Source organism: Candidatus Alistipes pullistercoris, assembly GCF_027665465.1.
Taxonomy (GTDB): Bacteria; Bacteroidota; Bacteroidia; order Bacteroidales; family Rikenellaceae; genus Alistipes_A; species Alistipes_A hominis.
On the sequence record NZ_JAQDED010000005.1, the window covers coordinates 188805 to 201033 of the forward strand.

The 12229-nt window shown below is 55.4% G+C and carries 11 protein-coding genes and 1 riboswitch; all 11 genes read left to right on the plus strand.

The window, feature by feature from the left end; all coding sequences use genetic code 11:
- Positions 1-22: 22 nt before the first annotated feature.
- The 11 genes from PGR91_RS09025 to PGR91_RS09075 all read left to right on the plus strand — a co-directional run bounded on the left by PGR91_RS09025 (position 23) and on the right by PGR91_RS09075 (position 11817).
- Positions 23-1666 carry a tetratricopeptide repeat protein gene (locus tag PGR91_RS09025; RefSeq protein WP_145996541.1) on the plus strand — a complete coding sequence of 548 codons (1644 nt, stop codon included), beginning with the start codon at positions 23-25 and terminating at the stop codon, positions 1664-1666.
- Between the two features lie 278 nt (positions 1667-1944).
- Positions 1945-2295: an NADH-quinone oxidoreductase subunit A gene (locus PGR91_RS09030; RefSeq protein WP_055204804.1), complete on the plus strand. Its 351-nt coding sequence runs from the start codon at positions 1945-1947 to the stop codon at positions 2293-2295.
- Positions 2286-2867, plus strand: a complete 582-nt coding sequence (locus PGR91_RS09035) for an NADH-quinone oxidoreductase subunit B (protein ID WP_055204806.1) — start codon at positions 2286-2288, stop codon at positions 2865-2867. Before PGR91_RS09030 ends, PGR91_RS09035 begins: the two co-directional genes overlap by 10 nt.
- Positions 2860-4485: an NADH-quinone oxidoreductase subunit D gene (locus PGR91_RS09040; RefSeq protein WP_055204807.1), complete on the plus strand. Its 1626-nt coding sequence runs from the start codon at positions 2860-2862 to the stop codon at positions 4483-4485. Before PGR91_RS09035 ends, PGR91_RS09040 begins: the two co-directional genes overlap by 8 nt.
- Before the next feature lie 22 nt (positions 4486-4507).
- Positions 4508-5608, plus strand: a complete 1101-nt coding sequence (gene nuoH / locus PGR91_RS09045; RefSeq protein ID WP_055204809.1) for an NADH-quinone oxidoreductase subunit NuoH — start codon at positions 4508-4510, stop codon at positions 5606-5608.
- A 30-nt stretch (positions 5609-5638) separates the two neighbouring features.
- On the plus strand, positions 5639-6106 hold the full coding sequence (locus PGR91_RS09050) for a 4Fe-4S binding protein (protein WP_101572582.1): 468 nt from the start codon (positions 5639-5641) through the stop codon (positions 6104-6106).
- 6 nt (positions 6107-6112) lie between these two features.
- Complete coding sequence (locus tag PGR91_RS09055; protein ID WP_055204813.1) at positions 6113-6625, plus strand: NADH-quinone oxidoreductase subunit J; 513 nt, start codon at positions 6113-6115, stop codon at positions 6623-6625.
- A 4-nt stretch (positions 6626-6629) separates the two neighbouring features.
- On the plus strand, positions 6630-6941 hold the full coding sequence (gene nuoK / locus PGR91_RS09060) for an NADH-quinone oxidoreductase subunit NuoK (protein WP_055204816.1): 312 nt from the start codon (positions 6630-6632) through the stop codon (positions 6939-6941).
- A gap of 27 nt (positions 6942-6968) precedes the next feature.
- Positions 6969-8870 (plus strand): NADH-quinone oxidoreductase subunit L, encoded by a 1902-nt coding sequence (nuoL, locus tag PGR91_RS09065; protein ID WP_118655866.1) that lies wholly within the window; start codon positions 6969-6971, stop codon positions 8868-8870.
- 21 nt (positions 8871-8891) lie between these two features.
- Entirely contained in the window at positions 8892-10385 is a 1494-nt protein-coding gene (locus PGR91_RS09070) for a complex I subunit 4 family protein (RefSeq protein ID WP_055204819.1), read from the plus strand.
- 10 nt (positions 10386-10395) lie between these two features.
- Positions 10396-11817, plus strand: coding sequence for an NADH-quinone oxidoreductase subunit N (locus PGR91_RS09075; protein WP_118457794.1), 1422 nt, complete (start codon positions 10396-10398; stop codon positions 11815-11817).
- Positions 11818-11942: 125 nt separating this feature from the next.
- Positions 11943-12155: riboswitch (cobalamin riboswitch) on the plus strand.
- Positions 12156-12229: the final 74 nt, after the last annotated feature.

The following is a 12229-nucleotide window of genomic DNA, read 5'->3' on the forward strand; positions in this document are numbered from 1 at the left end:
TAGCTTAACTAACTGATTAAAAATGGGTTCTAAAATTAGTGTTTTGACCCTCGCTTTGATGATGGGGGCGACTTCGCTTTTCGCAGAAGATAATGGAAAAGCGATCGATTACTACAAGGTAGGCATGTACGGCGAAGCCAAAAAGGAGTTGTTGGCGAATCTGCAGAGCGGAAAGACGGACAAGGCCGAAGTGTGCTATTACCTGGGCGAGCTCTATTCGGCCCAGAACATGAAGGATTCGGCGGCTTATTACTATAAGGAAGGGATCGTGGCCGATCCCGATTACGTATTGAATTCGATCGGCGAACTGAAACTCGACCTGGCGAACAACCCGAACGCCGACAAGGCTTTCAGCGGTTTTCTGACCGGTAAGAATAAGAAGAATCCCGCCGTTTACATTGCGATTGCAAGGGCTTATCTGCCGGTTTCGACCGCCAAGGCGATGGAATACATGGAGCAGGCGCGCGCCGTCGCTCCGAAATCTCCGGATGTTTTCATTCTCGAAGGAGACATCCTGGCCGCTAAAAAGCAGTACGGCGATGCGGCGAGCCGCTACGAGCAGGCTATCTATTTCGATAACAAATGCAAGGAGGCTTATTTCAAATACGCCAAGATTTACAGCCGTTCCAATCCGCAGTATGCGATCGATATGCTGAACAAGCTGATCGAGATGGATCCGGAATATACGGTCGCCTACGGGGAGTTGGCCGACGTATATTACAAGAACGAAGAGTTTGCCAAAGCGGCGGACGCTTTTTCGAAATACGTGAACGTCGAGACTTCGGATATGAAGGATCTGGCGCGTTATGCGACGCTGCTGTACTTCAGCGGCGATCAGGACAAAGCCTTGGAACTGGTAACGAAGGTGTCGCAGCGAGAGCCGAACAACACGGTTCTGCGCCGTCTTAACATGTACATCAATTACGACAAGGGCGACTATGCGAAGAGCCTGGAGCTTGCCAAAACGCTGATGGGACAGGTGGAAGACAGCTCGAAGCTGATTACGCGGGATTATATGTATTTCGCGCGGACGCTTTCCAAGAACGACCTGCATAAGGAAGCCGCCGAAGTTTTCGAAAAGGCGGTAAACATGGACACGGCGCGCGTGGAACTGCTCAAGGAGATGGGTAGCGAATACGAGGCCGTGAAGGATTACGACAAGGCGATCGGCGCTTACAAACGCTATATCGATCAGGCCAAGGACGTCAAGCTGAACGATTATTTCAACCTCGGTAAAGTCTATTATACGGCCGGCGCGTCGATTCGTCCGACCGAAGACGGAGTGGTTATGACCGAAAGCGATTCGATGCGTATGGTCGATTACCTGAAAGGGGCCGACAGTCTGTTCGCGCATGTCGTGGAAAAGGCTCCGGAAAGCTATCTGGGTTACCTGTTCCGCGGACGCGCCAACTGGGCCATCGATAATCCGCAGGCTCCGAAGCTGGCCAAGCCGTTCTACGAACAGGCGATTGCCGTTATGGAAAAAGATCCGCAGAAGAATGCGGCCGGTCTGATCGAGGCTTATCGCTTCATGGGGGTACACTACATCGGGCTGGAGGACTATCCGGCATCGCTCGAGTACTGGAAAAAGATTCTCGAACTGAATCCCGACAATGCGGAAGCCAAACGGATGGCGGAGGTGTTGCCGCAGTACATTCAGCAGTAATTTTTAGCGTGACAATCACTCAAATCCCGTCCGGGTATCCGGACGGGATTTTCGTTTTTCGCGTTTCCCCGCCGCGTCCGGTCGTACGGGCCGTCCGGAACGGTCGTTTCGGAATGTTAATAAAAATTTGTAAAAATTAGGAATAAAAAAGGGATATAATTTTTTCTCTAAACAAATTCAGCTATTTTTGCATCGTTTTTAATCCATTTATCATTTGTGCCTGTAAATAGTATACCGATACCGTTTAGAGGCCTTTTTGGTTATCAAAGCAAATAACTATGGATCTGACTTTATTGCTGGTCGTTATTATTACGGCAGTATTTCTTGTAGTGGCGGCACTCAGTCTCGACAAATGGCTCTCGCCGCGATCGTTCAACAAACAAAAAGGGGAGGCCTACGAATGCGGCATCCCGACGCGCGGTAAATCGTGGATGCAGTTCCGGGTAGGGTATTACCTGTTCGCGATTTTGTTCCTGATTTTCGACGTGGAGGCGATGTTCATGTTCCCGTGGGCCGTTATCGTGCGCGAAATGGGTGTCGACGGCTTGCTGAACATCCTGTTCTTTTTGTTGATTTTGGTATTGGGTCTCGCCTATGCGTGGAAAAAAGGAGCTTTGGAATGGAAATAAAAGGAGTCAACATCAAGTCGATGAAATACGACGCGTTCAATGACAACGAGTACATTGAACAGCTCAGAGCGGGCGGAGTGAACGTCGTCGTCGGCAAGCTGGATCAACTGATCAACTGGGGGCGTTCCAATTCGCTGTGGCCGCTGACGTTCGCGACCAGTTGCTGCGGTATCGAGTTCATGGCGGTCGGTGCGGCGCGCTATGACTTTGCCCGGTTCGGGTTCGAAGTGACTCGGGCCAGTCCGCGCCAGGCCGATGTGATCGTCGTGGCCGGCACGATCGTGCATAAGATGGCCCCGGTGCTCAAACGGCTGTACGACCAGATGGCCGAGCCGAAATACGTGATCGCAATGGGCGCCTGCGCCATTTCCGGCGGCCCGTTCAAAGGATCGTACCACGTGCTGGAAGGGGTCGACAAGATCATTCCGGTCGATGTGTACGTGCCGGGGTGCCCGCCGCGTCCGGAAGCGTTGCTGTACGGTATGATGCAGTTGCAGCGTAAGGTCAAGGCCGAACATTTCTTCGGCGAGGTGAACAGAAAGGAAAAGAAAGAATCCGCAGACCATGAATAATATCAAAGATAAGTTAGCGCTTATGGCTCCGTCGCTCGTGTTCGGGGAAGGGGAGCCGTTGACGGTGACCGTGCCTGCCGGGCAATTCCGCGACGTGGCGAAAAGCCTGCGGGACGATCCGCAGATGCGGTTCGACCTGCTGCTGTGCATGACCGGGATGGACTGGGGCGAAACGCTCGGCGTGGTTTACCACCTGCGTTCGACCGAATTGGGACACGAAATCGTGCTCCGGACGGAGACCGCCGACCGCGAGAACCCGGAATTGCAGAGCGTGTACGACCTGTGGGAATCGGCCAACCTGAACGAACGCGAAGTGTACGATTTTTTCGGCATCCGCTTTATCGGGCACCCCGATATGCGCCGGCTGTACCTGCGCAACGACTGGGTCGGCTATCCGTTCCGCAAGGATTACAACGCTTCGCCGGACGTCAATCCGGTCAGACTGGATTCCGACGAAACGCTCGACACGGCTCCGGCTTACGAGCTGAAAGACGGCAAGGTCGAAAAGCACGAAAACGTGCTGTTCGAGAACGACGAATACGTGGTCAATATCGGGCCGCAGCACCCGGCTACGCACGGCGTGTTGCGTTTCCGGGTTTCGCTGGCCGGCGAAACGGTGCAGAAGGTGGACGTCCACTGCGGTTACATTCACCGCGGCATCGAAAAGATGTGCGAGAGCCTTACTTATCCGCAAACTTTGGCGCTGACCGACCGGCTCGACTACCTGTCCGCGCATCAGAACCGCCATGCGCTGTGCATGTGCATCGAGCAGGCGATGGGGATCGAAATCCCGGAACGGGTGCAGTACATCCGCACGATCATGGACGAGTTGAACCGTCTGTCGTCGCACCTGTTGTTCTGGTCGACGCTGTGCATGGACCTCGGTGCGCTGACGGCGTTCTTCTACGGGTTCCGCGACCGTGAGATCGTGCTGGACATGATGGAGGAGACCACCGGCGGCCGGTTGATCCAGAACTACAACATGATCGGCGGCGTGGCTGCCGATATCCATCCGAACCTTGTTAAACGGGTAAAGGATTTCATAAAATACCTGCCGAAGATGCTGGACGAGTACGACGAAGTGTTTACCGGCAACGTGATCGCGCAGCAGCGTCTGAAGGGGATCGGCATCCTGCCCAAAGAGGTGGCGGTTTCGTACGGCGTGACGGGTCCGTCGGGCCGCGCTTCGGGGTGGAGCTGCGACGTGCGCAAGCTGAAACCATACGGCGTGTACGACAAGGTGCAGTTCGACGAAGTGATCCGCACCGGCGGCGATTCGTTCGACCGTTACTTGGTGCGCGTCGATGAAATCCGCCAGTCGCTGCATATTCTCGAACAATTGATCGACAACATTCCTGCCGGCGACTACGCCGTGAAGACCAAGCCGATCATCCGTCTGCCGGAAGGACAGTTCTTCAGCAGCGTGGAGGCGAGCCGCGGAGAATTCGGCGTTTACATCGAAAGCCGGGGCGACAAGTTCCCGTACCGCATGAAGTTCCGCTCGCCGGGACTGCCGCTCGTATCGGTGGTCGATTACCTGGCCAGCGGCAGCAAGATCGCCGACCTGATCGCGATCGGCGGTTCGCTCGACTACGTGGTACCCGATATCGACAGATAACAAACTTTAATCCAACAACGATATGTTATTGAATACATATACAGACAGTATTGATTTCAACGCGGTGACCGGATGGGTGCACGATACGCTGAGCGGGATGATGCCGGCCTGGGGCGTGACGCTCACCGAGTGCGTGCTGATCGGCCTGTGCCTGTTGCTCGGTTATGCGGTGATCGCGCTGGCGCTGATCTACGTCGAACGCAAAGTCTGTGCTTTTTTCCAGTGCCGCCTCGGGCCGAACCGGGTGGGGCCTTACGGAACCGTGCAGAGCGTAGCCGACATGATCAAGATGCTGATCAAGGAGCTGATCACGATCAACCATATCGACCGTTTCCTGTTCAACCTCGCGCCGTACATCGTGATTATTTCGTCGGTGCTGGCATTCGGCTGCCTGCCGTTCGCCAAAGGTTTCGAAGTGCTCGATTTCAACGTCGGGATCTTTTTTCTGATGGCGGTGTCGTCGATCGGGATCGTCGGCATCCTGCTGGCCGGTTGGTCGAGTAACAACAAATATTCGCTGATCGGCGCGATGCGAAGCGGCGCGCAGATGATCAGTTACGAATTGTCGATCGGACTGTCGTTGATGACGATGGTCGTGTTCGCCGGAACGATGCAGCTTTCCGAGATCGTCGAACGCCAGGCCGACGGTTGGTTCCTCTTTACGGGGCACATTCCGGCGGTGATCGCTTTTTTGATCTACCTGGTGGCCGGTACCGCCGAGACGAACCGGGGGCCGTTCGACCTGCCCGAGGCCGACTCGGAACTGACGGCCGGTTACCATACCGAATATTCGGGGATGCACTTCGGCTTTTTCTACCTGGCCGAGTACCTGAACCTGTTTATCGTCGCGGGGGTCGCTACGACGATGTTCCTCGGCGGATGGATGCCGCTGCACATCGCCGGTTGGGAAGGCTTCAACGCCGTGATGGATTTTATTCCGTCGATCGTATGGTTTCTGGTGAAGGTGGGCGTGGTTATTTTCGTCATCATGTGGTTCAAGTGGACGTTCCCGCGACTGAGGATCGACCAACTGCTGAAGCTCGAATGGAAATACCTGTTGCCGCTGAACCTGCTGAACCTGCTGCTGATGGTGATTATCGTTGCGTTCGGATTGCATTTTTAACCGCCGAACCGGCCTATAAACAAACGGAATATGAATGCTTTTAAGAATTACATAAGTTCCTTTTTCAGCGGGCTGTCGTCGCTGTTGAAGGGGATGCGCGTTACGATACGGGTTTTCTTCCGTAAGAAGACGACCGAGCAGTATCCCGAAAACCGCGATACGCTGCAGATCTTCGACCGTTTCCGCGGGGAGTTGGTCATGCCGCACAATGCGAACAACGAGCACAAGTGCGTAGCCTGCGGGATCTGTCAGATGAACTGCCCGAACGGATCGATCAAGGTGATCTCCGAGACCGTAACCGACGAGGAGGGTAAGAAGAAGCGGGTGCTTACCAAATACGTGTACGACATCGGAAGCTGTCTCTACTGCCAGCTTTGCGTGCGCACCTGCCCGCACGGAGCGATCGAGTTCGACAACAAGTTCGAGCATGCGGTCTTCACGCGCGACAAACTGGTGCGTCAGCTCAATCACGAAGGTTCAACGTTAGAAAAAAAATAGACGGAAATGGAAATTACCTTGCAACAGGCCGGTTTTGCGTTTCTCGCTGCGGTGATCGTCGTCTTTTCGGTGATGACGGTGACCACGAAGCGGATTCTGCGAGCTGCCACATATCTGCTTTTCGTGCTTTTCGCCACGGCGGGCATCTATTTTCAGCTTAACTATTCGTTCCTCGGCGCCGTGCAACTGTTGATTTATGCGGGCGGCGTCGTCGTCTTGTACGTTTTCTCGATTCTGCTGACCAGTTCCGACGAGGAGAAGAAGACGCCGCTGCGCAACCGCCGCGTCGTCGCGGGCCTGGCCGCTTCGGTGGCCGGCGCGGTGCTCTGCATCTTCCTGCTCGTGACCCATTCGTTCGGCCCGTCGCAGTTCGCCGGTGGGGAGATCGACATGCACACGATCGGCCACGCGATGATGGGAACCGGGAAATACCAGTATTTGTTGCCTTTCGAGGCGGTCAGCGTGCTGTTGCTGGCTTGTATCGTCGGAGGTTTGTTGATTGCACGTAAACGGAAATAGCGCTATGGAAATACAAATGGAATATTACCTGATCGTCAGCGCCGTGATGTTTTTCGCCGGCGTGTACGGGTTCATCACCCGGCGCAACCTGATCGCCGTGCTGATCTCCATCGAGTTGATCCTGAATGCGGTGGATATCAATTTCGCCGTGTTCAACCGTTACCTGTTCCCCGGACAGCTCGAAGGGTTTTTCTTCACGATCTTCGCGATCGCCATCGCAGCGGCCGAAACCGCCGTCGCCATCGCGATCATCATCAACATCTACCGCAACCTGCGTAACATCGAGGTCAAAAACCTCGACGAACTGAAAGACTAACTTTAAGGACAGAAAAAACTACGCAATATGGAATACACGATACTGATCGTACTGTTGCCGCTGCTGACGTTCCTGGTGCTCGGTCTGCTGGGCATGAAACTGAAAGCATGCGCGTCGGGACTCGTCGGCACCCTGTCGATGGCCGTGACGACCGCGCTCGCTTACGGGACGGCCTGGCAGTACTTCACGACGGCCAAGGTGGACGGCATTTACCAGAAATGGGTGCCGTTCAACATCGAGTGGCTGCGTTTTACCGATAACCTGCACATCGACCTGGGCGTATTGCTCGACCCGATCTCGGTGATGATGCTGGTCGTGATTACGACCGTGTCGCTGATGGTGCACGTTTACAGCCTCGGTTACATGAAGGGCGAACGCGGTTTCGAACGCTACTATGCTTTCCTGTCGCTGTTCAGTTGCTCGATGCTCGGATTGGTCGTGGCGACCAATATTTTCCAAATGTATATCTTCTGGGAGCTGGTGGGCGTTTCGTCCTACCTGTTGATCGGGTTCTACTATACGAAGCCCGAAGCGATCGCCGCTTCGAAAAAGGCGTTCATCGTGACGCGGTTCGCCGATCTCGGATTTTTGATCGGCATCCTGTTGCTGTCGTTCTTTACGCAGACGTTCGATTTCGGACTGCTGACTTCGGGCGACCGTGCGATCTTCTCCCAAGCTGCCGGGACGACCTTCATGGGCGCTTCGGCGTTGGCATGGGCGATGGCGCTGATCTTTATCGGCGGCGCCGGTAAGTCGGCGATGTTCCCGCTGCATATCTGGCTGCCCGATGCGATGGAAGGCCCGACCCCGGTGTCGGCGCTGATCCATGCCGCGACGATGGTCGTGGCCGGCGTCTATCTGGTGGCGCGGCTCTTCCCGGTCTACTATTTCGAAACCCCGGAGGTGCTGCACGGCATTGCCTACGTCGGCGCGTTTACCGCGCTGTTTGCCGCCACGATCGCGTGCGTGCAGACCGATATCAAGCGCGTGCTGGCCTTTTCGACCATATCGCAGATCGGTTTCATGATGGTGGCCCTCGGCGTGTCGGGCTACGGCGGACACGAAGGGCTCGGTTACATGGCCGGCATGTTCCACCTGTTTACGCACGCGATGTTCAAGGCCCTGTTGTTCCTCGGGGCCGGCGCGATTATCCATGCGGTGCACAGCAACGAGATGAGCCATATGGGCGGCCTGCGCAAGCAGATGCCGATTACGCATATCACGTTCCTCGTCGCCTGCCTCGCGATTTCGGGTATTCCGCCGTTCTCGGGCTTCTTCAGCAAGGACGAGATCCTGACCGCGGCATTCATGTTCGCGCCCGCTATGGGATGGGTGATGAGCTTTATCGCCGCGCTGACGGCGTTCTATATGTTCCGTCTGTACTACAATATTTTCTGGGGAACTCCGGCCAAGCACGAGCATGAGCCGCACGAGGCCCCCGGCGTAATGACGACGCCGCTGATTATCCTCGCCGCCGTCACCTGCGTTGCCGGGTTCATCCCGTTCGGCAAGTTCGTCAGCAGCGACGGGGCCGACTACATCATCCACCTCGACTGGACGGTAGCCGGAACGAGCATCGCGATTGCGCTGATCTCGATCGCCGTCGCTACGGTGTTTTACCGCAAGCACAGTCCGATTCCGGATCGTCTGGCGCGTACGTTCAGCGGCCTGCACCGTGCGGCTAGCCATCGCTTCTACATCGACGAGGTATATCTTTTCATTACCAAGAGGATCATTTTCAACGGCGTTTCGCGTTCGATCGCGTGGTTCGACCGGCATGTGATCGACGGCGCGATGAACGGGCTGGCGCTGGTGACAAACCGGATGTCGCTGGCGATTCGCGGATTGCAGTCCGGACAGGTGCAGCAGTATGCGTTCGTATTTCTCGTGGGATTGTTGCTGATTACCGTACTGGTGCTGTTTTGTTGAATAAAATAAGTTGATACGGATATGAACTTTTTATCTTTATTTGTACTGATACCGCTGCTGATGACCTGCGCGATGTTCCTCACGAAGGACATCCGCCGCATCCGTGCGATCATGGTAGTCGGCGCCTCGCTGTTGCTGGGCCTGTCCGTGGCGCTGGTGGCGATGTATCTGGGAGAACGCAGCGCGGGGAACGGCGCCGAAATGCTGTTCACGGCCGATGCGGTGTGGTACGCTCCGCTGAATATCCACTATTCGGTCGGCGTCGACGGTATTTCGGTGGCGATGTTGCTGCTGTCGTCGGTGATCGTCTTTACCGGGGTGTTCGCTTCGTGGAAAATGTCGCCGCTGCCGCGGGAGTTTTTCGCATGGTTCTCGCTGCTGTCGATCGGGGTGTTCGGATTCTTCATTTCGATTGATCTGTTCACGATGTTCATGTTTTACGAGGTGGCGCTGATCCCGATGTACCTGCTGATCGGCGTGTGGGGAACCGGCCGGAAAGAGTATTCGGCGATGAAACTGACGCTGATGTTGATGGGAGGTTCGGCGCTGCTGCTGGTCGGCATCCTCGGCATCTATTTCCATTCGGCGCCCGAAGGCGGTCAACTGTCGATGAATATTCTCGAAATCTCCAAACATACGATTCCGATGAGCGCGCAGTACCTGTTCTTCCCGCTGACGTTCGTCGGCTTCGGGGTGCTCGGCGCGATGTTTCCGTTCCACACGTGGTCGCCGGACGGTCACGCTTCGGCGCCTACGGCCGTTTCGATGCTGCATGCTGGGGTGCTGATGAAACTCGGCGGATACGGTTGTTTTCGCGTGGCGATCTTCCTGATGCCCGAGGCGGCCAACGAATTGGCATGGATTTTCCTGACGCTGACCGGTATCAGCGTGGTCTACGGAGCGTTCTCGGCAATCAAGCAGACCGACCTGAAATACATCAACGCCTACTCTTCGGTCAGCCACTGCGGACTGGTGCTGTTCGCGATCCTGATGCTGAACCAGACCGCGATGACCGGCGCCGTGTTGCAAATGCTGTCGCATGGACTGATGACGGCCTTGTTCTTTGCGTTGATCGGGATGATATACGGACGCACCCATACGCGGGATGTCCGCGAGATGGGCGGTCTGATGAAGGTGATGCCGTTTTTGAGCGTCTGCTTCGTAATCGCCGGACTGGCGTCGCTGGGGCTTCCGGGACTCAGCGGATTCGTAGCCGAGATGACCGTGTTCGTCGGCTCGTTCGAGCATACCGATACGTTCCACCGCGTCTTTACGATCGTCGCCTGCTCGTCGATCGTGATTACGGCGGTTTATATCCTGCGGATGGTGGGCAAGGTGTTTTACGGTTCGGTACTGAATAAGGATCACCTGGCGCTGACCGACGCCGTGTGGTTCGAACGCCTGTCGGTCGTCGTGCTGATCGTGGCGATCGCCGGACTCGGTATGGCGCCGTTGTGGGTGTCGAATATGATCAACGACAGTTTGCTGCCCGTTGTACAACAGTTAATGAAATAGAGGACGCTATATGGATTACAGTAATTTTCTGATGATGAAAGAGGAGCTGTCGCTGATCGCCGTGATGGTGATCCTGCTGCTCTACGATTTGATGGCTTCGAAGAACGGTTTGCGGTATTTCCAGCCCGTAGCGTGCATTCTGTTCGGCGTACATACGTTGCTGAACATCGTGCCGGGAGTCGCTGGCGAAGCATTCGGCGGCATGTACCAGTACACGCCGATGATGGGCGTCGTCAAAAGCATCCTGAACGTCGGGACGCTGATCGTGCTGATGCAGGCCGAGGGCTGGCTCAAAAGCGATACGACCGTCCACAAGCGCGGCGAATTCTATTTCCTGACGCTGACCACGCTGCTGGGCATGTACTTCATGATCTCGGCCGGCAACTTCCTGTTCTTCTTTATCGGACTGGAAACCGCGTCGATCCCGATGGCTACGTTGGTCGCTTTCGATAAGTTCAAACGCGAATCGGCCGAAGCCGGAGCCAAATACATCCTGAACGCCGTCTTTGCATCGGGGCTGTCGCTGTACGGTATGTCGCTGATCTACGGTACGACCGGAACGCTCTATTTCGACGACATCCCGGCCGCCGTGAACGGTTCGCCGTTGCAGATCATGGCTTTCCTGTTCTTCGTCGTGGGGCTGTTCTTCAAAATTTCGCTCGTGCCGTTCCACCAGTGGACGCCCGACGTTTACCAGGGCGCTCCGACGACCGTTACCTCTTACCTGTCGGTCATTTCGAAAGGGGCTGCCGTGTTTGTGCTGATGACGATCCTGATGAAGGTGTTCTCTCCGATCGCAGCCCAGTGGCAGGGCGTGCTCTACGGCGTAATCATCGCGACGATCACGATCGCCAACTTGTTCGCGATTCGACAGCGCAATATCAAACGTTTCCTGGCTTATTCGTCGATTTCGCAGGCCGGTTACATCGTGCTGGGAGTGATCAGCGCATCGGCTCTCGGTATGACTTCGCTGGTTTATTACATATTGGTTTACATGGTGTCCAACTTGGCCGCTTTCGGCGTGATTTCGGCGATTGAGAACCGCTCCGGCAAGGTGACGATCGACGATTACAACGGATTGTACGCAACGAATCCGAAACTGGTGCTGGTGATGACGCTGGCGATGTTCTCGCTGGCCGGGATTCCGCCGTTCGCCGGATTTTTCAGCAAGTTCTTCATCTTCGCAGCCGCCGCCCAGCAAGGGTATTACATCCTTGTGTTGATCGCGCTGATCAATACGATTATTTCGCTGTACTATTATCTGCTCGTGGTCAAGGCCATGTTCATCAACAAGAACGAGGCGCCGATCGCCGCGTTCCGCAGCGACGGGTACATGCGTGCCAGTCTGGTGGCTTGTAGCATGGGTATCCTGCTGTTGGGAGTCCTGAGCGTGGTGTACGATCGGATCTCGTTGCTGAGCTACGGAATGTAGCGTGGGATCGAATCCTATAAAAGCCGGTGAAACTCGCCGGCTTTTTCGTTTGTGTACAAAATGTGCAAAAAAAATTACCGGAAACCGTCGGGAACGTTTGATTGTTCGTAAAAACGCTTTACCTTTGCTTCCAGTTGAATCAAGGTGGCCCGACCGCAGCGACGCGGAATGGCCGTAATAGGGAATCCGGTGCGAAACGTCGTTTCAATCCCGGAGCTGTACCCGCAGCTGTAAGCCTCGGAAAATGTCCGGCGATTCTGAAAGTCACTGTCGTAAGGATGGGAAGACTGCCGGATGTGAGGCGAGCCAGAAGACCTGCCTCGATTCGTTTGAAACATTTGTGCTTCGGGTAAAAAGCGGAATGGGTTGATTCTTTGCGGGGGTCGGACGGGAGTTGTCCGGGTTCGCGTTT

Coding starts and splice junctions, on each gene's coding strand:
- PGR91_RS09075 (WP_118457794.1), top strand. CDS start 10,396: ATGGATTACAGTAATTTTCTGATGATGAAAGAGGAGCTGTCGCTGATC.
- PGR91_RS09055 (WP_055204813.1), top strand. CDS start 6,113: ATGGAAATTACCTTGCAACAGGCCGGTTTTGCGTTTCTCGCTGCGGTG.
- PGR91_RS09030 (WP_055204804.1), top strand. CDS start 1,945: ATGGATCTGACTTTATTGCTGGTCGTTATTATTACGGCAGTATTTCTT.
- nuoK (WP_055204816.1), top strand. CDS start 6,630: ATGGAAATACAAATGGAATATTACCTGATCGTCAGCGCCGTGATGTTT.
- PGR91_RS09050 (WP_101572582.1), top strand. CDS start 5,639: ATGAATGCTTTTAAGAATTACATAAGTTCCTTTTTCAGCGGGCTGTCG.
- PGR91_RS09070 (WP_055204819.1), top strand. CDS start 8,892: ATGAACTTTTTATCTTTATTTGTACTGATACCGCTGCTGATGACCTGC.
- PGR91_RS09025 (WP_145996541.1), top strand. CDS start 23: ATGGGTTCTAAAATTAGTGTTTTGACCCTCGCTTTGATGATGGGGGCG.
- PGR91_RS09040 (WP_055204807.1), top strand. CDS start 2,860: ATGAATAATATCAAAGATAAGTTAGCGCTTATGGCTCCGTCGCTCGTG.
- nuoL (WP_118655866.1), top strand. CDS start 6,969: ATGGAATACACGATACTGATCGTACTGTTGCCGCTGCTGACGTTCCTG.
- PGR91_RS09035 (WP_055204806.1), top strand. CDS start 2,286: ATGGAAATAAAAGGAGTCAACATCAAGTCGATGAAATACGACGCGTTC.
- nuoH (WP_055204809.1), top strand. CDS start 4,508: ATGTTATTGAATACATATACAGACAGTATTGATTTCAACGCGGTGACC.